Here is a 25366-nt window from a genome sequence, read left to right on the forward strand (position 1 = left end):
GGTCTTGAACAGATCTGGATCGGCCACCCGCAATTTACAGCCTGCCTGGTGACTGTCTTGTTCAATAAAATCAGCCGCTTGTTCGTTATAGTCTAATAAAGAACGGAATAATCGCTGGCATAATGCTTTCGGATCTTGATCCCACGAAAAAACTAATGACATCATCAACCTATACGATCGGCACTAAAGAAGTGGTGGACGAAGGTTGCATGACCAAAGCAGAGCATGAAAGACATCTGGGATACATTCCGGATCATGAAACGAAAGTTGACCTGCTCCGCAACGAGGCGATCGCAAAGACAGTTATAAACCTCATCACCCGCAGTGATGACCGCCCGATCACAATCGGTGTCCATGGCTACTGGGGCGCGGGAAAGTCCTCAGTGCTGGAAATGATCGCCGCCCGTTTCCCCGACCAGGGGAAGGATACGCTGGTGATCCGTTACAACGGATGGCAGTTCCAGGGTTTCGAGGATGCCAAAATAGCCCTCATCGAAGGGATCGTGCACGACCTGATCGAGAACCGTTCGCTTGCTACGAAAGCGGTTGATCAGGTCAGAAACATCCTCAAGCGGATAGAATGGCTGAAGGTAGCGAAGCGCACGGGCGGCCTCGCATTCAACATGCTAACCGGCATGCCCTCCCCTGACCAGATTTCCGACATCGTCGGCTTCGTCGGATCCAAGTTCGGCGCGCCGGCCGAAATGCTCACAAAAGAGAATGCGGAGGCAGTCGTTGAGGAGGCGAAGGGATACTGGAAGGAGAAAGGGGAGTCACCCTCCGTCCCCAATGAAATCCGCGCCTTCCGTGCCGCGTTCAAGGATTTGATAGCGGCGGCTGGTATCAAGAAGCTGGTAGTCCTGGTCGATGACCTGGATCGTTGCCTGCCCGAAACTGCCATCGAAACACTAGAAGCCATCCGCCTCTTCGTCATGCTGCCGAACACGGCTTTCGTCATCGGTGCTGACGAAAACATGATCAAGTACGCGGTCACGAAGCATTTCCCCAATCTTCCCGAGGGTGAAGTCGCCGCCGAATACCCCCGTGCCTACCTCGAGAAGCTGATCCAGGTCCCATTCAGAATTCCGTCCATGGGTCACGCGGAGACGCGTACCTACCTGACGTTGCTCGTCGTCGGTTCGATCATCGGGGAGACGTCGAAAGGATTCGAGAACTTGTTGAAGGCGGCGACTGACTACATGTCGAAACCTTGGGAGCAGAAATCGATCTCCGAGGCCGACGTGCGGAAGGCGCTTGAAGACCGTTACGACGAGCAGATCAAGAGTGCGGTCATTACTGTCCACCAGATCGCTCCGGTCCTCGCCACGGGCACGAGCGGCAACCCCAGGCACGTGAAGCGTTTCGTGAACGCGCTGAGTCTTCGGCTGCAGGTATCGGAAGCCCGAGGGTTCGGGGACGCGATCGATCAGGCCGTCCTCGCAAAGATCATGCTCGCGGAATATTTCCTGCCGGAAACGATGTTCAATCTGATCGCGCGTGAAGTCGCCTCGTCGCTGGACGGAAGAAGCCCCAGCCTCGGAGAACTCGAGCAAGCAGTCCTCGGCGCCAGGGACGAACCGGCGGCAGATGAGCAGGAGGCAAAAGCTGCCTTGGCTCCAATGGCGACGGGAGACGTCCTCCAGTGGACCGCCGACGCGAAGATCCGCCGATGGGCCGACACGCTACCCGCTCTGGCCGACGTCTCTCTCAAGCCCTACCTCTTCGTCATCAACGACGTGAAGAACCACACCACCTCTGCAGCCCTGCTCGACCCGCATCTCCTCGAGATCGTCGTAAAGCTGAACGAGGGTTCGTTCTCCGCGAAGTCGATCAGTAAGGACTTGAGGGCCCTCAGCCCGACCGAGAGCGGCAAGGTTTACGATGAAGCACGGCTGAGACTACTCTCCGCTCCCGACCTGATGACCAAGCCACCGCTGTTCGAAGGCATCGTGACGTTCGTCGAGGCTCTTCAGCATTTCGAGTCCCGATATCTGGATCTTCTCGAGGAACTGCAGCCTTCCAAGATCTCCGGATGGATTGTGAGCGGACATGATGCCGCCGTGAAATCGGCCGCGGGTCAGGCGCGGCTCGTCGCCGTGCTTGATAAGTGGAGCAAGTCACCGAACCCAGCCCTCAAAGGATTCGCGAGCCAAGCCCACAAGCTCAAGGCGGGTAAATAATGGGTACTTCCACCCCATTCGGAGGCGGCAAAGGTAACAATCCGCTGCTTCCATCGTGGCTGGGCGGTGGAGAAGGCGGGACGGCAGCGGGTGGTGCTGGAAAACAGTCCCCTGCTTCCCCCGGCTCCGGCCCCTCCGCCACGCCGTCCGCGCAGCCAGCGGCACCATCGCCGAACAAGAACAGATACCGGGGCGGTCGCCGCCTTCTCAACGCAGCGGCCAAGGCATCCACCAGTGATGACAGATCGCGTGGTTTCGCCAAGGCCGCCCGATCCTATGTGAAGACGGCGTCCGGAGGCTCCCGTGTTGCGACCGCCCGAGCTGCGCCAGACCGGCGCGCCGCCTCCAAGCTGGCCTCGTTCCTGCTCGGCGCCGGCGCCGAAGGATCGGACATCCGGCAGGAACTGCGGCGGCTGAACCTCGAGAGCCTCGCCAACCGGACCACCGAGGAGATCTTCTTTGCGCTCGTCGACTATATCTGCGAGCCTGGCGGCGATCTGGACGAAGCTTATGCGCGCAACGCGTACATCGATGCCATCTGCGAGATTCCGGATGGCATGAAGGGTCGGCTCGAACGCCCCGACGCGGAGACCATCAACTTCATCCTGGAGCGTTTTATCGCGAACACCGTGACGAAGCGCATCGAGAACGCCATCGGCAACGACATGATCACCCTTCCGGAAACTGGCCTGTCGGCCCGCGAACTGCAGCGACTGTTCCAGGACTGGGTGTCAGGGCGCGTGAAGGATGCCATGGCAGAGATCGGCGGTGTTCTCCGCCAGGATCAGGTCCGATCCCAAATCGACATGATCTACGAGGAGGCACACGCGTCCTTCGGCAACTATGATGAGAAGGATGACGAACAGTGACCCGTTATATCCTTTCCCCGAAGCTCGGCACCCTCGATAGCTTCTCCCCCGCACCGCGCGGTGACGAGCTGGTTCTGGATTTCGACATCCTCCGTCCCGACCTCAAGCTCGGACTATCCATCGACGAAGCTATCAGCCAGATGAAAGGCCTAGACGCCGTCCCGTCCACGGTGGGTCTCGAAATCCTTTTCCTGTCGGCGCTGGTGTATCTGGCCGACACTCGGATCAATCGGATTCAGACGAGCCAGGACGGGTGGACAAGAGAGATCGGGCTTTATCTTCCCGTTCATGACGTCGCCTTGTGGCAAGGCACGAAGCATACGCTCGAGGCGATGTTGAGGTTTCTGACGGGCGACTTGTGGTCCGTCGATTTCCGGCGATGGCCGGAGAAGGTGGCCACAGGACTGCCGGACCAGGCGACTCTCCTTCAGCCCGGCTTCAAGGGCATTTCACTGTTTTCCGGCGGTCTCGACAGCCTCATCGGAGCTATCGATCGCTTGAAGACCGGGCGCGAGAACGTCCTGTTCGTCAGCCACCGCGCGGATGGTTCCATCAGCAAGCCACAGGGCGATCTTTTCGACCACGTCAAGCAGCGTTTTGACAAGCAAGATGTCAAGCGTCTCGCGTTTGGCAACCCGCGGATCGAAAGCGGTTTCCATGATATCGAGAGCGAGAACTCGACCCGCGGCCGATCGTTTCTTTTCATAGGCCTGGCCGCATTCGCGGGGTCAGCTTTGCGCGCACCGTTCCCGATCATCGTGCCGGAGAACGGGCTGATATCTCTCAACGTCCCCCTCGACCCAACCCGGCTCGGCAGCAACAGCACCAGGACCACGCACCCCTACTATTTCCGGCGCTGGAACGAACTGCTGCGAAAACTCAATGTCCCCGGCACGGTTCAGAATCCATATTGGAACAAGACCAAGGGCGAGATGATCGTGGAGTGCCAGGATGGAGCCTTTCTTAAGGAGGTCGCCAGCATCTCCCTATCCTGCGCACACCCCGCGCACGACCGTTACCATGGTGGAGGAAAACCCCATTGCGGCCATTGCCTCCCTTGCATCATCCGCCGCGCGGCGTTTAAACGAGCCGAGGAGGTGCTGGGCCCCGATCCGACACCGTACAGGACGGATGACCTTCCCACGATGGAATTCGACAGCACCAAGAAGACCGGTGAACAGTTCCGCGGTTTCGAGTTCGCGACCGGAATGCTGGCCGAGAACCCGTCGCGGGCCAAGGCCTACATCTACAAGACCGGGCCGTTGTTCGAGGACACGGACAAGATCGATGACTACGCAGACCTGTATCTCAGGGGAATGACGGAGGTCGCGGAATTCATGAAAGCCGAGGGCGTGACGACATACTCATCGAAGGCCGGAAATGGCTAAGCTGGTTGATTTCCATTGCCACCTCGATCTCTACCCTGACTTCGAGGCCCTCGTCAGAGAGTGCGATTCGAAGGAGATCTATACTCTTGCCGTGACGACGACACCCCGTGCTTGGCCGAGGAACCACGAGCTCGCCTCGAAGACGAAGCATGTGAGGGCGGCCCTAGGCCTCCATCCCCAACTCGTCCATAGCCATGGGTCGGACATTGCGATGTGGGAGGGGCTCCTCGACCAGAGTAGCTATGTCGGCGAGGTCGGATTGGACGCTGGACCTCAATACTACAAGTCGCTGCCCGAGCAGACGCGCGTGTTCGAGCGCATCCTGAAAGGGTGCTCCAAGCAGGGCGGGAAGGTTCTTTCCATTCATGCCGTCAGGGCAACCTCGACTGTTTTGGATATGGCGGAGGAACACCTCGACCTGGAAGACAACACCATGGTCATGCACTGGTTCACGGGCACACTCGCCGAAGCCCGGCGAGCAGTCGAGATGGGGTGCTACTTCTCCATCAACGCTCGGATGCTTCGGAGCTCTAAGGCAAACGCGTTGTTTAGAGTCATCCCAATTGAGCGGATGCTGACCGAGACAGATGGTCCCTTCACAGAGGGCAAAGGCGGCGCTGCGCGACCGTGGGACGCATTGACCTGCGTGGAGGCACTGGCAAGAACATACGACACTTCGGTCAGTGACATGCAGGAACGGATCGTCGGAAATCTGCTCGCGATGTTGACGAAGAAAAAGTAGGCTTCGAGCATGGAGGAGGTCGCACAGGTAACCTCAACTTGTCGGCTCCGGTAAACCAGGCAAGGTTCAATTTACGAAAAGCCGAGCATGAGGTGACGGCAAGCAATTGCTGAAAGATCTGGCAAGAATCGCCGTCGAAACGGATGTGGCCGTTTCGGTTGGATCGTGGTCGAGGGGAACGAGCCGGGGATCAATATCTATGACGCGATCGGCTCGAAGCCATTCCGATATGGCTGCCTTACCGACTGAAGTGCAAGGCACCCACGGAGTTCGCGGCCAGCCTACGATTTGGGCACCGATTGTTTGGGTTGCGTTGAATATCGACCGATCGATAGAAAAGCGCCGACCTACTGACCGAACATCTCCAATGCCTTGGTTCGTCCCGTCATTTCGCGGCGCAAGCGGCTGTCATAAATTATCTGGTTCCATCCAACCAATCGATCGGCACTAATTTGACGCCGTCGCGCCATTCTTCCGTAAGGGTCACGCCCTTCAACCCGCCCCAGACATCTGTAGATGCATGGTCAAGCACAATAGCTTGGAGCCGCCCCTTTGCGCGCACAACTTCATTACCGATTGCTTCAAATACGGATCTAACTGCAGCGATATCTTTGTCTCTGCCGCGTCCCGTCACGCTGTCCTCACCATCAACAAACCCTCGCGGGAAGTAAACTTGGCTTGGCTGATCATAAATGATCAAGCCGGGTACTGCGTGAGGGGAGGCTAGAAAGAAGCGGTGTAGGCCGAGAGTTACGGCGACATGGTACGCGAGCCAGTTCGCCCCACTACCTATCTCCCAAAGGTAATCTGAGCGATCGGTATGAACGACCTTGATTGTCAGATCTTCGGGCAGCAATTGTACAGGAGCTTCTGGCCACTCTGCGTCAAGCGTGGGCAGAATAGTCGAGACAATTGTCTGCACGATTTGCAGTGCATTTTGAAGTTTGCGTTCAACTTCGCGCTCGGAATAGATCTTCCGAAGCAACGCAATTTCCTCGTGTAAGCGACCGACCTCGTCGGCCAGTTCAGAACCCTCCTGCGACCGATCCATTGAGGACAGGGCTTGTTGCAAACCACCGACGAACCGCTCGATCTGATCTTGAAGAAACAAGGCTCCTTTGACTTCCTTGGACCTCTCCTCGAGTAAGGTGATTTCCTGACGAATGGCCGTCAAATCCGATATGGCGATCTCGACATCCGCTCTCAGGCGAATACGTTCTTTCTCAAACGTATGTGATACGCTCGGGTGCGACCTCATCTCAATCTCAATGCCGGCCAAAGCTTGCGCGAGTGCGTCTAGTCGGCTCCGACCAACTGAACCCACAGCGACTATCGGATCGGTCGATTGTTCTGCACGCTCTCGCATCCAGCCGGAAATGTTTAGCCGATCACGCTGAATAAGAATCGCATCTCCATAAGATTCACTGCTGTCGAGCAAACGTTGCAACTCGTTGTAAGCTTGACGTTTCTCGCTCAGTAGAGCCGCAGAATCGCTCTCCGCTTGCCGTAGTTCTAGAAGGCGATCCAAGGTACCATCGATGGATTCAAGCGTAGTGAAAGACTGGCGCGTATCGGTCTCGGAAGCTCTTCGCAACAAATCCACTACGTCAGGCCATTGGTCCGGTATTGGGGTTGATGCGGGCAGTAGACCAAGTTCGATTGCGCGTCGCACCCACGCCTGCGTCTCGACTTGCCAGACATTGACCGCCTTTCTGACAGCGTCCAGGGCGGATTGCTTTCTCCGCACCTCGCGCAACAGCCGATCAATCTCCCACTTTGCCAAGAGCATCTCTGGCGTGAGGGCCCCCATGACATAGGGGAAAACAGCCTTGAGTTTTTCCCTATGCTCATTCGTATCCGCTGAAAAAAAGAGTACCATCGGATTTGCGACAATGTACTGCGGTTGAAAAGTGAACGCGAGCAAGTCACGGAAACCAACTCGTGCTTGAAATCCAGACTCGGAACTTGGGTCCATCCCAAGCTGAGAAAGCCCAGAAAGCGCGTCGAGTTTTCGCTTCACATTGTCCGCAGTCGTATTGCGCTGGGGGGCGGCTATCGGAATGTCGACACTATCACCTTCGGCAAGATACATGTCTCCTGTCTGGCGAGCCTCGCCTGGCTCACGTCGAGCGAGCAGCTTTTCTCCTTCAAGCGTTTGGATCACGACGCCGAACCATGAGCATGCGGTACGGATCGTTCCGACAGGGATGCTGCATTTGCTAGAAGCAAGGCAGTAGTCGATGATAGGAATGACAGCTGACTTACCCGTTTTCGAGGAACCGCTTATCACATTCACCATGCCCGGCTCGAACTCGACGACGCGAGGTTCTGCGCCGTTTTTGGGCCAAAGGACGAGTTTGAGAATCTGGAAATGCATCAGACATTCACCTGCAATATTTGAAACATGTGACCTGGCGACAGGCGAGCCGTCCACCGGCCGAGCTTTTCGGCACTGGAAATGTGAAACTTCAGTCGCTCTGGCGGCCGGGGCAGCGAAAGTGAATTTGCCCTGATCTGCGCGGTATCGTAGTCGACGTGAAGGATTTTTGATGAGATCCCGATACCTAGAGATTGGAACGTCAATTCTCGCATACGGAGCGTCCTGTCATGGACGGCTATAAGCCGTTCGCGTTGCTGCGCGAGCTTTGCAACGAACTTGCTCAGGCCGGACGCGGTTTGGGTCGACTTGATCTCAGCTAAAGATTGGGCATGCAAAACCAGCGGAAGAACGAGGAAATAACTCTGCATAATCGGATATTGCCCGATTTTCTCTTCGTGGTAACCGCGGCCGAAACTCCAAAGCAAATGAGCCCCGAAAGCGGGGTTCTGCACGAGAGCAATTGGATCAAACTGCGGAATTCGGACGGGTTCAGCGCCCGACTGATGGCGAATATCGGAAACCATACTGACTTACTCGGGAGCGAACATAGTTAAATAATCGGAATGCCATCCCAGTCGCAGACTTTGCGCCAAGCAGTTGAATGATCCGGCAATAAAGTAAGGCGGCAGCGTCCGGCCTTCTAACGGCATGCTTGTCTTGGAGCACTCGCGATAAATCCTGCGTCCCCGATCGGGCGCAAGCAGGTTCGGTTCCAGATCGTCGATTTCATCGGAAACAAAACTGTGTCGACGAACAAGCTCAGTGTCTAGCTCTGCGAAACTGTCTTCGTAAACGATCGCGTCGTTCGCCCACTTAACTTTGTCGGCAGTAGTTCTCATGTAGTCGCTCACCGCCATCGCGATCAACGCTTGCCTCGCCTCAATGGCATTCAACTGCCGAACGAACAGTGGTGCCCCGATTATCGCCGCTTCGATTTCTTGCGGATCGGGGGCGTCAATCGCCGAGTTGAGAACGTTTGCGAAACTATGCCTATGAACGAACGCCCAGAACCTTTTCCGAAAGTCCGACGCATTGATTGCTGGCGACTGTTTATTGCGAATCAGATCATCGACTTTGTCGCGAGCCTGCCCTATTGCCGCTGCGCACAAATCGTCAATGGCGTCTTTCGGAAATACTCTCAGATGGCTCCGGATGGCATCGACCGGGTCATCCTGGCTTTCGAACGAAAACCGTTCGATAATCGCGCAGCAAGCATGATTGCCCGCACTCAGGAATCTCTTGACCTGAGGTTCGCATCCGACATCCTCCTCCAAGGTGGTATGAAATGCCGCAATCGTAGCGAACACCTTCTGGCTCTCAGCTGCATCTGCAGCGTTAGCCATGTCAATTACCACCGAGCCTGGCTTGCCTTTGGAGACATAGTAATGGAAGCGCGAAGTCGCGGGATCTATCTTCAGATCTTTACAGGTCTCCGCCCAGTTCGCCAACGTTTTCCAAAGATCTTCGGCTTTGTTCGCGGCAGGATTTCCGGAGATTGAACTTTTGGCCTGTTCGAACAACACAGTTCCATCGGGGCGGTGAACGCCCGTGTCATCGATTAGTTCAAGGCTTACCTGGTGATCATCGTCCTCTGCCAGAAGATAGTGGCACAAGCGAACTTGCTGGATTGAGAACCCGAGGTATTGCCCCGCGGCCGAGCTCTTTGCTGGTTTGGGAAGCGTCACAGTAGGCATTCAGAAAAACGTCCGATGTAAACATACGCCATTTTCGGTTGAAATTAATGTATAATCAGTTCGGCTACAAATACCTTTCGATGTCGTCCACTGTTCTTCCGCCTGCTTGCCAGTCGCATTGCGAAGTGTCCATGCGACTATCGAGTTGGAGAATGGCGCCGGAATCGCTGGAGGCACGATCTCTGGCGAAATTTCACGGCATCTAAACATCTAATTTTTTGGTTGTTTTTATTAAAAGAAACTTATCTTAAGCTTGGGTTCGTCGTAAAGTTCATTTTCGGCAGAGATCGTAAGTCGTGGAAAATATGCGGAAATTCACTTAGCGTACGATTTCGGACTGCTCCTGCTCTGGCCCCATTGGAGACAGTCAAGAATGATTGGAGTGCAAGCACAGCGAGAAATCCTGTTGGCGCCTAACAGAAGTGCGGCCGACTGGCGGCTGATTTCAGGAACGTTAGTTGTCGGGGATGTCACGAGCCCTTGGGACAAGGCGTTTGACGAATTCTTCTTCAGGCGGCTGGAGAGCCGATATCTGAAGCCGATCCGTGTCCTTAAGGACAAAGGAAGCTGGGAGGGGGAAGGGTTTAGCATTGTATCCATCCAGTGCGCCTTACTGGAATTTCTTGCTGCTTGTCGAGGCGGCCTGATCTACCGTCACAAGAACCCTATCCCTCCTTATGAGTACAACTTGAGCGGCGACCTATTCGCAACCTTTCTGTCCACAACAGCGCCCTTTAATGCTTTGTTTAAGCATGAGGATGCCATCGAGTTTTATCGGCAGGTCCGTTGTGCACTATTGCATGAGGCACGGACGAAGGGGGGCTGGATCATTCACTCATCAGGTCGGATGGGCGTCGATTGTACTCGGAAGATAGTTTTTCGAAATACGCTCCAAGCCCAGATCATAGACTACATCAATGACTACGGTCGTGATCTACTCAACGACACCGATCTTCAAGCCGCGTTTGTCCGCAAGTTCGATGATCTTGCTTCATAATTTTGACTGGGGGTAAAACACCAATGGGCGAATTCAATCGGATGACAGTGGTTGCCGCTGCGGAGGTCATTTCGGATAGTTATTCCCACAGCGACATCGACGTTCTCGAAATGCAGTGGGGGATCGAGGACCGAGGCGGAGGAGCGAGCAAACCTGCAAGGGTAGTCAGCCTTTCCAAGGCCGCAATCGAAGACGGACCGCCGGTCTATACGGAAGCCGGCCAAGTGAGCTTGGAGCGTGCAATTATCGAACAAGCGCTTGTGAACTGGTCGACGAAAAAGGACACGCCGCCTTGGCAAAAGCTGAAGGCAGGTCTCAGGTTCGACGGTTTTGAAATCGTCGAACCTAACGATGACGAAGACGTGTGGGGTAGACGAACCTCGAAGGCACCAGCGACCCTCGTAAGGATGTTACCAGCCGATGCACCCGAGCTGAATATGCGGGAGGCAGAGAACGAAGTTGTCCAACTTCTAAAAAAGCACAACCTCGGCACCGCTGAGGGCCATTTGGCTCGGGCAATGTCTGCCTTCCAAAGAGGCGAGTGGTCAGGCGCCAATGGCGAGCTTCGTAACTTCCTTGAGAGCTATTTCAATGAGATTGCCGTCCAATCGGGTTGCGATCCGACGTTTGACAGCCGGCAGATGCGAGATTTTCTAGGCGGAGGCGTCAAGCCACCGTTTCTCTTGGCAGACTACAATGAGTGGACACCAGACGGCAAAAAGTCTCCGTTTCTCCAAGCACTCCTGAGCCGAATGCATCCGCACGGTGGGCACCCTGGGTTGTCCGAAGAAGAGGATGCGACGTTCAGACTTCAGATAAATTTGGTGACCGCAAGGCTGTTTCTTCGTCGGCTGGACCGCGGAGCATATTAATCAGCTTCAATTAGGCACCACCCGCGAAAAACGCGCCTCTTAGACACGAATGGCATCTGAATAATGGATTTGTTTGACCCGCGTTTCCGAAGTGAAAGGCTCCATGCGCACTTTCGAGCAATCTCCGCCGATGCTGGCTACATGAAAGTCCAGCCTGTTATTCAGGCCTGGGCAACCGGCTTGCTCAATCGGAAGGGCGAAAGTGACAAATTCATCAATGAGTTCCAAACGACTTTCAACTCGGCAATGTGGGAACTCTATCTCAACAGGGCGCTGATCGATTTGGGATGCAGCGTCGATTTTTCGAAATCTGCACCGGACTTCTTCGTAAGAGGGCCAGGAAATTACGAATTCAACATCGAAGCCGTTATTTCCGATATGCCTGCGACGGCCCCAGCCCCCTCAGTGAAGCCCTTCAACGAGCAAGACTTCAAAACCCGAGGTGCGTTGAAGCTTGCTGGGAAAATCAGGGACAAGTTAGATCTTTACCGCGGAAGCGAAGAAAAGCAGCACCCGTATTCCTCCATGAGCCACGTGCGAGGGCGGCCGTTTGTGATCGCCATCGCCCCCTTCGATAGCGAACTCTCGCTCTTCCAAAACAACGAGCTCATTAACATGGTCCTTTTTGGCTTGGCGCCACCGATACTCGAAGGACCAGACCTTGGAAAACAGAGCAAGATCAGCGCACTCCTGAAGCCTTCAGGAGCACCTGTCGAAATGGGAATCTTCACGAATGATTCTTGCAAAGAGATTAGCGCCGTCTTTTTCTCGACTGTCGGAACTTTCGGGAAAGCCGTCGTCGAAAGCAGAATCGAAAAGCTTGTCCGATCTACGCGGTATCGCCTGATCAACAAGCACGATGTAGAGCCTAATTCGAAAATCTGGCAGATTGGAAAGCACCGCTTTCAGCTCGGCCCGATGAACTACTTGGTTACGGACCGGCGCGAAAGCGAAGATCAGATTGGCGGGGCGGACATGCGCATCCAGCACTCGTCGTTTCATCGCGAAACCCATCTGGATGGGCTACAAGTCTACTTCAATCCGTACGCAGAAGTGCCGTTTGACACTAGATTTCCATGGCCAGCAGAAATCGCGCTCAATTACTATGACGTGCAAAGCGCCGAACATATCCAAGCACACCCTGACCAGGCACTCGTTTCTCGACAAGTCCATACTATAACCCCACAAATCGTTCGACTTCTTCTCCATCAATACGGCTTTCTTGGAGGTTAGTCCGCCGGTGTAGAGGCATTATCACGAAGTAGGGGGCCCAACGCTAAGCTAAATACCCCATTAGCTATCAGCTATCTCTCTTTAAGGAGGAAAACATCGCGCGGAGATCGTCATTAGAAAATCCGCTCGGGTAGGTCAGCCGCAATTGACTGGACGAATGCGAGCGGAACCCAGGCCCTCTTCTGTCCTCAATCTGCTGCCGGTACTCCTCCATTTGCTGGATCGAAGCGAGTCTCTCCTCGAATTCTCTCCGCTTCCAGTAGAAAGCTGATGTCGGGGTCAGACGCTCGATCATATCAAAATGATCAAGCCACTCTCCGACTACTTGCTCGATGTCTTCTTCCCTGCCAATGGAACTCAATTCTAAAGCATCCCCCGCAACTTCCGCTACGTCGCGAAAATTACGATAGAATTCATCCGACATTTCAACCGATGACGCTATCAGGCTCGAGGCGAGCTCGGATACCTCCTCAATCTCCATCGGGTATTCTTGGTCGGCGCATACATAGCGATGCAACTCCAGCCGAAGATACCTGCCATAGGCTCTAGCATGGGGTAGATGGCTGTAAACACCAGTCTCCAGACGGCTTACAAGCTCCGGGAGCTTAGCCATGACAGTCCAGAAAAGCCCATCGAGACCCTGCTCACGAACCTGCCTGCAGATATCGCTACGATCCGTTTTAAGAACAAGAACACCGACGAACTCAGCGAGTTCGTGAAGGGCGAGCTTGCCGGAGATAGTCGAGCCGGACAACGTTTCCAACAGCGATGCAGCGACTTGGCGCCGAACAATGTCCGGCGTCCGCGGATCGAGCTTTCTCCATATTGACAGAGCACCATCGACCGTTGGCACCGATCGGGCGAGCGTGGAGGCGACTGTTGCATCTGAGGATTCGCGAGAAAGGTAGTCTTGAACCGAAGGATTTACGAAGTTCGCCTTGGCGTTCTCAATCACGACGAAAGAGGACTTTACCTCGCGCAACGTTTCCTCAAAAAGCACGTCTCGTAGCTCTTCATTCCTGACAATACCAAACTCTACGATCGCGCGATTGAAGAACCCACATAAGGTGTCGAGACGGACGCCACTGTTCGAATATCTGTCCTGTTCAGAGAAGAACATGCAATGTAGGAGGACTTGCGCCCTCCTGCTAATGTGTTTCCTGAATGCTTTTTCCCAAATTTTATCAGGGTTGGCGAGAGTGTCGAGAAACGCCCTTGGATAGTCGGATGCCGGCACATGCCGCTGCATAAGCTCGTCCGTCATCCATTGGATAATTCGGGGCATGTAGTTGCGATGATCCACAATCTGGCGCACCGTTTCACCCTCTAAAAGCGCATAGATTGACGATGGATCGATCTCTGAGTGATAAAGATGATTATATAAAATCCGCGCCTTAAGTTCGCGTGTGTAAGCTGCGAGATTTAGTATCATCTCAGAAAGCTCGACCTTCTTGTCGTCGAGAACTTCGGATAGTTCCCGCGCAGCATTGAAGATATATGCACGGGTCGTGAGGATAAACCTCTTCGACTTATCCCGATGAACCATGGACATGAACCGCGCAATCTGCCCCTCGTCACGTGCCAGTGATGTGGGATCGAGCCGAATTTTCCCTAGGAAGTCGTCGAAAACGAAGACCTGCTGCGATTCTCTTCGAAAGGCGCGAAAAGCGTTGTCAATGCTGGCGACCGAAATGAGCTCCCAGCCCTCGTCGCTGTATTCTGCTGCCAGAACTTGAGCAAGGGTTGTCTTCCCGACGCCGGGAGGTCCAGAGATGATCAAGCAGTGAGTTGCCTTGAGAATTTCGGCCGACCTGATGAGGCTTGGATTGACAACGAAGACTTTGAGAATCCGCTCGATCTCTTCCGCCGTCGCCTCTGTAAACACCGCTATATCGCTCTTGAGCAGCCGTTCAAGAACCGCGGTACTGGATAGCCAAAGCTTGATATTCCGCTTCTCTACCGCGGAGTGCTTTCTGAGGAACGCGTTCAACTCTGTACGCCCCCAAACTCGCGAGGTGTCAACTGATGGGTGGTCGAGAAGCGCCACCAGCCTTGCCTTTCTAGTCGGCGTGAGGGGTTGTGACGTAAGGAGGTAATATTCTGACGGATTCAGGTTTGCGACATTTTTCCTCTCTATCCCTACCGCCTTCTGGAGGTCTGACCAAGTGCTGTTCTTGTAGTGCTTTGCCTGGAGAATAATGTCGCCTTCGGCTCTGCCGTGACGGCCATCGGCCCCGCCGTCAGCACCTTCGGAAAACGTCTCAAAACGAAGTCCGGTTTCCGCCGCCACGAGGTCAGCGCATAATCCCTCGAACTCGATCGGTGACAAGTTAGCAAAATCATATCGGTCGGACACAGGCATGCGACTCCCAAGAGGACTAAGCCCTCATGTTACCAACGCTGTGAATTCTCCGTCTACATACTCCATGGCACAGACGAATAGGCGAAAGGGTCCTCCCCATTTCTTTCGCTGTTCATTCCAATCTCAAGATGCTCCGGAGACTTGCGGCCACTAACGCGCCCCTACCAGTAGTTCAGGGAAGGCACTTCCCGAGAACGGTTCATGTTACGCTCCATAAGCGCTAGACGTGGACACCGCTGCGCATGCAACGGAAATTTCAGATGATTCCCCACGCCCGAAACCTCCCCCTCCCCGTCATCTCGCGCAAACCGAGTTCCAAAACGATCCGCCGCGCCGCCTGCGGCGTCACCTCAAGCGTCTTCGCCACCATTTTTGCCGACACCAATGGCTTTGCCATCACCAGTTCGACGAGCTCTGGCAGTTTTGAAGACGTTCGGCGCCCCTCTAGTTTCCGCTCCATCAGTGTGCGCGCCAACACAAGCCGGTCATGTTCTTTCATGCCGATCTCGGCGGCCGTAAGAAATCCGTGGGCGATGGCGAGCAACCGCGTCTCGCGATCGCGACTGCGGCGCCGATCGACGGGAATGGTTTTGAGGCCTAGATTAATGGCGGCCAGATGGTTTTGCGTGGTGATGCCTGCCTGACGCAGGATCGAGGCGGCAAACAGACGGCCGAGCCAGGGCGCATGCTGCAGCACGGACAGTTCGTTCCAGGCATCGAGGGCGATGATCGCCTGCAGCACTGCCGGCAGGTCTTCGGCCTGCCGCAGCACGCCGCGCCATTCGTCGAGCCGGGCATCCTCGTCCCAGTCGAGATCATAGACCAGAGGATCTCGTTCTCGGGTATCAGCACGCCCGGGACGCTTTGCCTGCTCGATCGCCGCCTCCGATCGGGCGAGCACAGCATCGATGGCCGCAAAGTCGACGCCGTGGAGATCTTTGGCTTCATCACCATCGTCATCCCCCTCCCCTTCCCGATCAATGGCGACCGCCGGCCTGATGACACCGGCCGGCGCCACAGCTTCGGCGCCGCCCGCACCGGTGTCCGACGTTTGTCGCAAGGTTCGGATACCATCGGCGGACAGCGCCCAGTCCGGTGACTGCCCAGCAATGCGCCGACGAGTGCGCAGTACGTCACGGGCGATGGTGAGTTCGTGGGTTGGGGTGCGGGTATCGCGCAAGGCGTCATGGAGGACGAGGTCTTCGAGGTGGACGAGTTCGCCGTCGATCCAGAGTGAAGCGCAGGCGTCGGCGAAATTTTGCCGCTCGAGAAAGCCGGCGCCGACGGGCGAGCGGGCAATACGCTCGTCGAGCCGGGTCAGGGCGATGCCGGCGTCGAAAGCCGGCCGCATCAGAGCCGAAATGCTGATTTTCGCGAGATCGTAAGCCATTGATATTATAGTAAACGATCTTTTAAAGGAACGCTATCTGAATATTGCAGTTCGCCACATGGCATGATTGCTAGTTGGTGTTAAAACCATCGATAAGTATCCCTTATCGATGGTTGTTGATTTCACGGCGCAAATCACTGAAAATCGCTGCTAAACGCCGGTCATCAGGGCCGCATGAATCCGTCTTTTGGAGCGCCCATGACCAGGAAATCGTTGGACGCCGTCGAGCGCCGCGCCGAAGAACTCGACACCATCGCCGCCGTCCTGCCGCTCGAGCGCCGCGACGAGCTCGCTGAGCTGTTGACCGATAAGGACGTCGAAACGCTGCGCCATCTCGTCAACCAGGGAATGGGCGACAATACGCTAAGAGCGCTGACCTCCGACCGCGCCTATCTTGAAGCCTGGGGCCTGGCTGCGACCGGACAGTCTCTGCCCTGGCCGGCGCCCGAGGCGCTGCTACTCAAATTCGTCGCTCATCATCTCTGGGATCCGGAAAAGCGGGCGAACGACCCCGATCATGGCATGCCTGATAATGTCGACGATAATCTCCGGCGCCAGGGTTTCCTGAAATCCACCGGTCCGCACGCGCCCGACACGGTGCGGCGCAGGTTGGCCAGTTGGTCGACACTCACCAAATGGCGCGGTCTCAACGGCGCTTTTGCCTCCCCTGCCCTCAAACAGGCGATCCGGTTGGCTGTTCGTGCCGTTCCCCGGACGCGCCGTCGTAAAAGCGCAAAGGCGGTCACAGGCGATATCCTTCAAAAGTTGCTGGTGACCTGCGCGGATAACAGCCTGCGCGACATCCGCGATCGGGCGATACTGATGGTAGCCTTCGCCTCGGGTGGTCGTCGACGCAGCGAGATTGCCGGCCTTCGTGTCGAGCAATTGACAATTGAGCAGCCGATCGAGGTGGAAGACGGCCCTCCCCTCCCCTCGCTCGCCATTCATCTCGGCCGGACGAAAACAACCACGGGCGAACAAGATGAGATCGTCTACCTGACGGGCCAGCCGGTGGAGGCGCTCAATGCCTGGATGGCAGCCGCAGCTATTGAAAAGGGCAGCGTGTTTCGGGGGATTGGCAAGTGGAATACCGTTTCGAAGCGGGCGCTCGACCCGCAGTCGATCAATGCCATTCTCAAGCAGCGAGCCAAAATGGCCGGGCTGGAGCCAAGGGAGTTCTCCGCGCACGGGTTGCGGTCAGGGTATTTGACCGAGGCGGCAAACCGCGGCATCCCGCTCCCAGAGGCGATGGAGCAATCACGCCATCGATCCGTGCAGCAGGCTTCGAGCTACTATAACAACGCTGTACGGCGAAGCGGTCGAGCAACCCGACTCCTAACATAATTGATTTTTTTCCTTGCAATTGCGGAATACAACTCCATAAATGCAAGGATGATTGAACGAAGAATTGAAACCGAACTCCGACATCTGGTAGACGAAAGTCCCGCTGTTGCTCTGTTGGGGCCCCGCCAGGTCGGCAAAACAACGCTAGCAATCAATATTGGCGAAAACCGGCCTTCGATTTATCTCGATCTGGAGTCGGAGGCGGATCGGGCCAAACTAGTGGAACCAGAACTCTATCTTGCAAGCCATGATGACAAGCTGGTCATCCTTGACGAAGTTCATCGTCTGCCAAACGTGTTCCAGATTCTGCGGGGCTTGATCGATCGCCATCGCCGTGCCGGACGGCGCACTGGTCAGTTTCTGTTGCTTGGCTCGGCTTCGATCGACCTCCTCAAACAATCCGGAGAAACACTGGCTGGCCGCATTGCCTATCTTAAAATGCAGCCCGTCGACGGGCTGGAAGTGCCGGAAGACGCGCTCGAGAGGCTTTGGCTGCGGGGGGGATTTCCCGACAGTTTCCTCGCTTCCAGCGACCGTGCAAGTATGCGCTGGCGGCAGGATTTCATTCGCACCTATCTCGAACGCGATATCCCGCTTCTCGGGCCGCGCATTCCCGCCGAGACGTTGAGGCGGTTCTGGACCATGCTGGCACATCACCAGTCTGGTCTTCTCAACGCAGCCGAACTCGCCCGTTCGCTGGGGGTAGATGGCAAAACCGTCGCTTCTTACCTCGATCTTCTTGTCGACCTGTTATTGGTGCGCCGTCTCGAACCCTGGCATGCCAATGTCGGCAAGCGGTTGGTCAAATCACCCAAAGTCTATGTCAGGGACAGCGGCATTGCCCATGCGCTGCTTGGGCTTGGAAGCGCTGAACAATTACTTGGTCATCCAATTGTCGGCTCCAGTTGGGAAGGCTTCGTGATCGAAACACTGATCGCGTCCTCGCCAGATGGCACAACGGCCAACTTCTACCGTACAGCTGCCGGAGCCGAAATCGATCTCCTGCTGACCCCTCCAGGCGAAAAGCCATGGGCGATAGAGATCAAGCGAAGCCTTACCCCGAAACTTGAAAAGGGGTTTTATCTTGCCTGCGAGGATTTGCAGCCGCAAAGGCGGATCGTTATCTATCCCGGTCAAGAGTCCTTCCCCCTTACGAACGGTGTGACGGTAATGTCGCTCTCTGCCGCAGGTCGCCTATTACTTGACCGATAGCCAAATATCGGTTGATGAGTACAGTGTGTAGGCCAGCTTATCTCCTCGGCACCTTTTCTCTAAATGTCTGATAATCGCATTATCGGACGTTGTGTTCATTATCGAGAAATAACCCAATTCATCGAGCAAAACACCGAAATTCACGTCGAGGAGACCCAGCGCCGTCTCTCGGCACGGCGGCTGGGCATGGTGTTTCCGCGCCGGAGGTGTCGGGCGATAGCCCCCTCCCCCTCTCTCGTCGGCCAGGATCAGACGCCAACTCATCTTGCAGGTCTTGCTGATCGCGCGCGGGGCTATGTTGAAGCCGCCAGTTCCGCCAATACGCGCAAAACCTACGCCGGCCTATGTATCACAGCCAGTGCTTCCGGTTCGGTTGGGACGCTCAGCTTCTTAACGAAATCGATGGGCCGAATGACGGCTTCGCGATCCACGGCCTTTTGCCAAGCGGTTTCGCTGATGAGCATCTTGTCAGGTGTCTGCGCGATCGAGAACTCCCGGGCGGACTATCGGCTGGCCACGATCGATTGCTGCAGATCGCAGGGTGCACCCCAAGAATGAAAGTTGAAGAACGCCTGGTCTCAAAAGCCATTCTACCGAAAATGACTGACATCAGCCCAAAACGGACGTCTCCGACGGTTTCAATCTGGTTTCTGGCCACACAGTAATCTTCCTGTGGCCCAAACGTCGTTCTCTGGCCGACGCGAGGCATCAAATTAGATCATCAGCCATGGTCAGCGACTGCAGGACAATGTCCGCGAGTGCCGATGCACCGACTTCGAACGCGTGCTGGTACTCTGCATCGTCAACCATCGCTTTAAACGCAACTCTCCCCGGAGACTGCACGAGCAATACCGGGTCCCACTTTCGGATTTCGCTGCCAGTCAGGATGGGTAGACCGTCGCCACGAAACAAAATCTTTGTTCCAAAGCGAGCCAGTATCGGTTCAGCCAATGTCAGATATACGAGATGCCTCTCGCGACCGCCATCGGGATCAAACCTTAAAAGATTCATCACGATGACGGCCTTGTCATCTTTGGAGGTCAAGAACTCAGCGAACGCAGTGGGTGAAAACGCAACCATTCGATCTTCCATTTATTTCGTGATCGATAACGGAAATCATTTCATACGTTATGATCCAAGGTGCCGAACCAGCACCGTGGGATAAACGTTTATCGGCTGACAAGAACACCGCGAATGGCCGAGTAAGCATCGCTTCAAAAAGCCAGAGGTCGAAAGCTGGCGTTTTCGTAGCCCGTTTGACGGAAAAATGATCCGTCACCAGCCTAAGGTACGACATGTTTTCGATGACCCAGAGGCGGCATGGGATATGATCCGCTCTGGAATTGGTGTCGGCTATGCGGTCGGATACTTCCGTCGCGCTTTCGCGCAAGGTCTGGTTCCCAACAATGGCGATCCGGTCAAGACCGCGAACGCCATGATTGACTCCGTCTACGCGAACCCCGCACCCCTTCGCCTATCGCCGGATTTAATCCAGAAGGTTTCTCTGCACGAGGACTGCGGTCCGGCCATCTGACCGAAGCGGCTAATCGTGGCGTTCCCCTCCCCGAAGCAATGGAGCAGTCACGCCACCGGCCCGTTCAGCAAGCCGCAAGTGACTATAATAACGCCACGCCCCATCGCGGCAGAGCCGCTCGACAATTACAATGAGCGGAATCATCCCTGGACTTCTGAAATGCTAATCCATCAGTGAAAGGATGATTGAACGTTGCGTCGATGAATGACTCCCTTATCTAATTGATGATAGCCCCGCCGCGCGCTGCTTGGTCCTCGCCAGGTCGGCACGACGGCTACGCCAATCGATATCGGAAACGACCTTCCATCTATCTCAACCTGGAAACGGAGGCAGACCTGGCCAAACCGTCAAAAATCCCGGTAAAGGAGTCTTCTCGCTTCAAAACGACGTAACTCCTATGTCTCTCTCAACCGCCAGTCACCTGTTGCTTCGGTGGTAACACTCTACGGCCGCTGATCTCCGATCTCACTTAACTTCACGCATTGTCGGAAGGCCGCGACGGACAATTCGCTGATCTGGTCGGCGCCGAGGCGTTGCTGTTGATGTTGATGTTGATGTTGATGTTGATGTTCGTTGTTCATCGTCCGTGAGACTGTGAAAACCTCGATAATGCCGGCGAAGATTTTCGGAGAAAGCGTTGCTCGTTCACTGACGTCAGCCCCCTGCATCGCGATTTTCCAGTTTGATCAGTTCTCACGGCATAGCATCCTTAGGATAACTCACCTGAAGCAAGGGCTTGCTGGGATACTGCATTTCAGCATCACGTATAGGGCAGGAAGGATAGAATGCCACGCGACCCAGACCAAAGCACATCAGAATCCGCGAAGACCGCATACACTTAAAACTCTGTCAGCTGACAGAGTTTTTCCGGCTGAAGTACGCAGAACTGAGTGGTGAGGCACGGGTGACCAAAAGCACTTCAAGTTCAACAAATAAGACGGTCGTGATCATTCGCGCAGCCAGCTAGGATATTGGCAAGAACATCGCTGTACCCAGATGCAAAGGTGGACCCAGATTTCAACAATCTTCGACGGGCTTACAGATAGGTCTGCGACGGGGAGGGAGGACAACCCGAAAGGGGCCACCTTAAATCGTTCAGGAGCGCACCTCCATGCGCAAGGTTCGTTCTTCTTTGCGAAAAAATCTGTCAGCTGACAGATATTTTTGAACAGCCTCGCCCACCTAAAAGCTCACGCCGGAGCTGTGCAGCTCAAACCTTACACAGCCTAACAGGCAAATGCGGGCAATGATCATTCGATGGAGGCCATACACGCATTCCCCATTCCCGGTGCACCACACCGAAAGGCTCTAAGCCAAACGCCTCTACGCGAGCAAAGATGAGGGCGGACTCTAGGCGACTCCCAAACTGTTTTTCGACCAGTTCCAATGGGCTGGAGAAGGGTCAAACAGGTAGGGGACACCGCTGGTCCACGAGCAGTGGAGGTGCAGCGCATAAAACTCTGTCACCTGACAGAATTTTCTCTCATCATCCCCAAAAATCCCGGTTGAAACCGGGATCAAACCCACCCCATCGCCACCAGCAGGATACCACGAACCGTTGTCATCATAACAAGAAGCATCAAGAACCCCAGTTAGGGTGCGCAATGCTTCACCCCTAGCTCTGAGCGGGAAGGCTGGGGGAATTTACATATTGCTGACATCCAGAATCTTTTGCGAGTTCTGCTCAGTTGCCGAGAACTCTGATACCGTTGCGGTACGTGACTGACCCGAAGATATCCTCGAACTGACAGGCGGTTCCCGCGTTCGAAACCTACGCTCCGATTCCCGAGGTTGAAACGTTGCACACCGGAAATTGGCGATAGCTCTGTAAGGACTGGACTGCTAAACGAGTTAAATCAAGGTACCCACTTTGGAGACGGCCCCTGGAGCCTGTCGATAGCACCCATCGATGCCGCCGTGATTTACTGGTAACGAATCGATGGCCTTATCCTTGATTCGCGCGATGTTTGTCCGAATTGTTCGAGAACAATGCTGCCTTCGTTCTGCTTCAAGACATACTGGCTTTCGGCGAGTATCTCCCGATACCTCTGGACCTTTGCGCCTTTCATCCTGGGCAATCGTCCTTGGGAACCGTTAACTGCTGGACCGGAAGAGACTCTTCGTTCTCCAGAAGATCTCGCAATAGGTTTCGCATCACGGCGTTCTCCTCACGGAGTGTCGATAGTACGATGAGCGTATTACTTGACGCAATTTCACGTGCGATGGCTCTGAATGTCGTCGTCGAAAACTGGACAGTTGGCGGCAAAGTACCGGCTAACAAAAAATGGCGCGACAAGGACACACGACGCGGAACCAACGTAGATTATTTCGACCTACAGGGTTAATCCTGAGATCGAAACTCCAAGACCAGTTTTCCAATAACCAGTTTGGAAAACATTGTTACCGGGGGAGGTATGCTGCCTTTCGCACGGGGTAAGCGAATGTCTCACCATTTTCCTGGATGAAGCCCATCCGGGACATGCAACGGCTCATCGCGGGCGATCTGTACGCGCCTCCATACTGCCCAAACCGGTCGTATGATGGGTACGCGTAAGAGCTGCATCTATCGAATGCTGCTCGATAGGCACTCTCGAGTACGTTATTACCCGTCACCGGGACAGTACCGTAAAGATGCAATTGCGTCCGCGCATCTGCGACTGCCGCCGTGAGGGTAACGCCGAGAACCACACTTAAAAACAGCTTGCGTTTCATGACTTTTCTCCAGAGGAAATAATCGTGAAGGGCAACGGAATTTTTGGCCGATTTGTTCCCCGGACTGGTACTCGATTTTGTTCATTTGAGTGTCTCGAATAAAACTCCACCGAACCAAGCACAAGGCTTCAAAGGTAAGGCCGGCCACGACAACTTGACGGCTGACACCTTCTCATTCCTAGCACCAGAAGAACCACAGGAATTGTTGTTATCCTGATGAAAGATGCGGGTTTATTATGAGTTACATCTGGATACTCTATGATTCAAAACACCAACCGCAGGTATCGCCGATGCTTCTCAACCAGTACTTATCCCGGCTTTCACAGCCAAACCCAGCGCAACAGACGACGCAATTGCACCCACGAAGTTTGAGGAGGTCAGACCGAAACCTGCCGCGACGGCTGCACCGCCAACCCCTGCACCGATTGCGTTTCCGAGATTGAACATGCCGATGTTCACAGATAGCAATCTGGCTCGCCATGCTTCGATGGCGATTGGTATTTATGATCGTGGCCGTCTCGGAATGGATATCGGAACCGAGGCTATCGCTCTGCTATAGGGGCAGGGGTTCTCAGCGCTGAAACTTCCTCGCATCGGTGCAAGAGTTCTCACGCTACATTGAGCGCGCAATCCGAGTGTATTCAAGGTGTGGAATAATCGTAGAACGTCAAGAACGAGAAAGAGCCTTTGTTGGGGTCGAATAGCAGGACGACCTTCTGATGGTCGTCCATTCCGCGGATTATCGAAACCACCGCGGTTAAGCCAGACCACTCAATGAACACCTACATCGTGATCTGCGCACTCGCATATTTTTCCTCGAAACATGTTCCAAGGCGCGCTCCTTGAGATTTGAACAAGTGGAAGATCAGTTGAAGAAACCGAGTGACAGGAAATCTTTGCAAAGCTGAACGCTAGGAGCCAACCGGACCTAGAGGGAAGGGGAGGGTGAGATTACGCATCATGACGTTCATATCGGACTGTTTCACGAGCGAGGCATCAAACAAGCCCCGTCCCGAACGCATGCCCGTCATCGACAGGATATTCAGGCCATTTATCACACGAAACCTCACAACTAGCATTCAAATTCATCTACACAGCCTCTTTCACTGGGTGGCCGGCACCGCGCAGCAACGCCATAAGCACGGGCCCGAGAGAAAATTCGCCACGTTTTGCTCGATTAGTCAGATCACGGAGATATCCACCTGGTGAGTTGATATGGCCGCCTTTTTCCAGGATACATGCAATCGTAACGGCAGCATTTTCCGGCCCCATCACCTCACAAGCCTCCTGATAGGCCGATGCGCTGACCCCCAGCATTGATCGCACGACAACCGCGGCCGTCATGAGCTCGCGCCAGTTCCGAATTTCGCCTTCAGGTCCGTAGTTCGTGATGTCTGGGCATGCCCGCAGAACGACATTCAACGGAAATGACTTGATCGGCACATGCTTAGGCTGCCTTTCAACCCTCGACTTTTCGCCCTGCTCTTTTCGAGAGCCAGGTTCAAGTTCATTAGGGTGGTTGGTATTTGAATTCTGTATGTGATGCTCAAAATGGGCATCATTGGTGTTCATTTTTGATGAAAAATCGCCGCGATTCAGGAGTTTGACGATATCTTGCATCAGAAGCTCCATCTGTTGTCCCAACGCAGTCAGGTCGTTAAGAGCCGGAGAGCGCGGAATCCTGCGCACAATATCGAGATAACGCAGTTCGATTGCACCCCAGTCCCCCGGCACTCCCTCTTCTACTGCCGCGGTAATCAGTTTCCGGACATCGCGCCGGCATATCGTCAGATTCTCCTTAGCCCTGCGAAAAGCGATCCTATCCGCTGCAACCTGTTGAGCCAAGCATGCCAGCTCTTCCGCGCGCATCAACATCGGCGAAATATCAAAGCCAAATGCATGCTCAATAGAGCCAGCCTCGTCCTTGCGCGCGTATCGTTTGCCGTTCGCACTGTCCTTGCGTACGATCAGTCCTGCGTCCACCAGGAGTGCCAGATGACGTCGCAAGGTTGCGCCCGCGATACCGTGAGCCCGGATCGACAATTGAATATTAGACGGAAACACCACGAGTTGGGCGTCTTGTCTCAACTCATTCTCCGGATAGAAGCTCAAAAGTGCATCGAGCACAGCAAGGCTGCGGTCCTGCAGCCCCAGAACTTCGCGTGCCTCCGATGCATCCCGGAACACTTTCCATTTGTCAGCCGATGCACCATCCTTGATCTTGGTCGTGGCAATCTGCCGTTTCACAAGCGCAAGCGTCACCGGTCGCCGCCCAAAGGGCGTCGTTACTTGTCCACCTTCCATTGATACCGCCTTTTCAAAAAGGCAAAAGAAAAACGCTCACCAAAGCGGTGCCAAAAACTCTTGACTAGGATTCATGGAAATGCGATTCTCAAGTTCTCACACATCGAGAGAGGCTTCCATGACGGCAACGTTTCGGGGGCCTTTTTCTTTTCC

18 protein-coding genes and 2 pseudogenes are annotated in these 25366 nt (G+C 54.8%); 12 read left to right on the forward strand and 8 right to left on the reverse strand.

What is annotated here, in order from left to right; genetic code table 11:
- Positions 1–155 precede the first annotated feature (155 nt).
- Genes qatA through qatD form a run of 4 tightly spaced genes read left to right on the forward strand, consistent with a single transcriptional unit; the run spans position 156 to position 5179 of the window.
- Complete coding sequence (gene qatA, locus N7578_RS23180; RefSeq protein WP_311112675.1) at positions 156–2180, forward strand: Qat anti-phage system ATPase QatA; 2025 nt, start codon at positions 156–158, stop codon at positions 2178–2180.
- On the forward strand, positions 2180–3049 hold the full coding sequence (gene qatB / locus N7578_RS23185; protein WP_311112676.1) for a Qat anti-phage system associated protein QatB: 870 nt from the start codon (positions 2180–2182) through the stop codon (positions 3047–3049). The genes qatA and qatB overlap by 1 nt, the downstream gene beginning before the upstream one ends.
- Positions 3046–4437, forward strand: a complete 1392-nt coding sequence (qatC, locus tag N7578_RS23190; protein ID WP_311112677.1) for a Qat anti-phage system QueC-like protein QatC — start codon at positions 3046–3048, stop codon at positions 4435–4437. The genes qatB and qatC overlap by 4 nt, the downstream gene beginning before the upstream one ends.
- The gene (qatD, locus tag N7578_RS23195; RefSeq protein WP_311112678.1) at positions 4430–5179 is read left to right on the forward strand and encodes a Qat anti-phage system TatD family nuclease QatD; all 750 of its coding nucleotides are present in this window, start codon (positions 4430–4432) and stop codon (positions 5177–5179) included. Before qatC ends, qatD begins: the two co-directional genes overlap by 8 nt.
- 415 nt (positions 5180–5594) lie before the next feature.
- Here the strand turns inward: qatD and N7578_RS23200 are convergent, their stop codons facing one another.
- Genes N7578_RS23200 through N7578_RS23210 form a run of 3 tightly spaced genes read right to left on the reverse strand, consistent with a single transcriptional unit; the run spans position 5595 to position 9253 of the window.
- Complete coding sequence (locus N7578_RS23200; protein WP_311112679.1) at positions 5595–7556, reverse strand: DUF3732 domain-containing protein; 1962 nt, start codon at positions 7554–7556, stop codon at positions 5595–5597.
- Complete coding sequence (locus N7578_RS23205; protein ID WP_311112680.1) at positions 7556–8083, reverse strand: three component ABC system middle component; 528 nt, start codon at positions 8081–8083, stop codon at positions 7556–7558. The genes N7578_RS23200 and N7578_RS23205 overlap by 1 nt, the downstream gene beginning before the upstream one ends.
- Positions 8084–8089: 6 nt before the next feature.
- The gene (locus N7578_RS23210; protein WP_311112681.1) at positions 8090–9253 is read right to left on the reverse strand and encodes an ABC-three component system protein; all 1164 of its coding nucleotides are present in this window, start codon (positions 9251–9253) and stop codon (positions 8090–8092) included.
- A gap of 373 nt (positions 9254–9626) precedes the next feature.
- Between N7578_RS23210 and N7578_RS23215 the strand changes: the two genes are divergently transcribed.
- From N7578_RS23215 to N7578_RS23225, 3 genes are all read left to right on the forward strand, one after another.
- A complete protein-coding gene (locus N7578_RS23215) occupies positions 9627–10250 on the forward strand; it encodes a hypothetical protein (RefSeq protein ID WP_311112682.1) in 624 nt (207 codons plus the stop codon).
- A 23-nt stretch (positions 10251–10273) separates the two neighbouring features.
- Complete coding sequence (locus N7578_RS23220) at positions 10274–11122, forward strand: hypothetical protein (RefSeq protein ID WP_311112683.1); 849 nt, start codon at positions 10274–10276, stop codon at positions 11120–11122.
- A gap of 63 nt (positions 11123–11185) precedes the next feature.
- A complete protein-coding gene (locus N7578_RS23225) occupies positions 11186–12355 on the forward strand; it encodes a hypothetical protein (protein WP_311112684.1) in 1170 nt (389 codons plus the stop codon).
- Between the two features lie 67 nt (positions 12356–12422).
- On the opposite strand, the gene N7578_RS23230 is transcribed toward N7578_RS23225, so the two are convergent.
- Together N7578_RS23230 and N7578_RS23235 are read right to left on the reverse strand one after the other, a co-directional pair.
- On the reverse strand, positions 12423–14717 hold the full coding sequence (locus N7578_RS23230) for an ATP-binding protein (protein WP_311112685.1): 2295 nt from the start codon (positions 14715–14717) through the stop codon (positions 12423–12425).
- Between the two features lie 256 nt (positions 14718–14973).
- Positions 14974–16116, reverse strand: a complete 1143-nt coding sequence (locus N7578_RS23235; RefSeq protein WP_311112770.1) for an RHE_PE00001 family protein — start codon at positions 16114–16116, stop codon at positions 14974–14976.
- Between the two features lie 189 nt (positions 16117–16305).
- On the opposite strand from N7578_RS23235, the gene N7578_RS23240 reads away from it, so the two are divergent.
- The 3 genes and pseudogenes from N7578_RS23240 to N7578_RS23250 all read left to right on the forward strand — a co-directional run.
- A complete protein-coding gene (locus tag N7578_RS23240; protein WP_311112686.1) occupies positions 16306–17451 on the forward strand; it encodes a tyrosine-type recombinase/integrase in 1146 nt (381 codons plus the stop codon).
- A gap of 48 nt (positions 17452–17499) precedes the next feature.
- Entirely contained in the window at positions 17500–18663 is a 1164-nt protein-coding gene (locus N7578_RS23245; RefSeq protein ID WP_311112687.1) for an ATP-binding protein, read from the forward strand.
- 108 nt (positions 18664–18771) lie between these two features.
- A pseudogene (locus N7578_RS23250) lies at positions 18772–19002 on the forward strand (integrase); the annotation flags it as partial.
- Between the two features lie 369 nt (positions 19003–19371).
- Here N7578_RS23250 and N7578_RS23255 read toward each other — a convergent pair.
- Positions 19372–19743, reverse strand: coding sequence for a hypothetical protein (locus N7578_RS23255; RefSeq protein ID WP_311112688.1), 372 nt, complete (start codon positions 19741–19743; stop codon positions 19372–19374).
- A gap of 187 nt (positions 19744–19930) precedes the next feature.
- Between N7578_RS23255 and N7578_RS23260 the strand changes: the two genes are divergently transcribed.
- Complete coding sequence (locus tag N7578_RS23260; protein ID WP_311112689.1) at positions 19931–20197, forward strand: hypothetical protein; 267 nt, start codon at positions 19931–19933, stop codon at positions 20195–20197.
- Positions 20140–20331, forward strand: a pseudogene (locus N7578_RS23265) (integrase); the annotation flags it as partial. The gene N7578_RS23260 and the pseudogene N7578_RS23265, both read left to right, overlap by 58 nt.
- Positions 20332–20640: 309 nt before the next feature.
- Here N7578_RS23265 and N7578_RS23270 read toward each other — a convergent pair.
- Positions 20641–20865 (reverse strand): hypothetical protein, encoded by a 225-nt coding sequence (locus tag N7578_RS23270; RefSeq protein ID WP_311112690.1) that lies wholly within the window; start codon positions 20863–20865, stop codon positions 20641–20643.
- A 3133-nt stretch (positions 20866–23998) separates the two neighbouring features.
- Positions 23999–25213 carry a plasmid replication protein RepC gene (repC, locus tag N7578_RS23275; RefSeq protein ID WP_311112691.1) on the reverse strand — a complete coding sequence of 405 codons (1215 nt, stop codon included), beginning with the start codon at positions 25211–25213 and terminating at the stop codon, positions 23999–24001.
- Positions 25214–25366 lie beyond the last annotated feature (153 nt).

This window comes from Agrobacterium tumefaciens (assembly GCF_031801495.1).
Lineage (GTDB): Bacteria > Pseudomonadota > Alphaproteobacteria > Rhizobiales > Rhizobiaceae > Agrobacterium > Agrobacterium tumefaciens_K.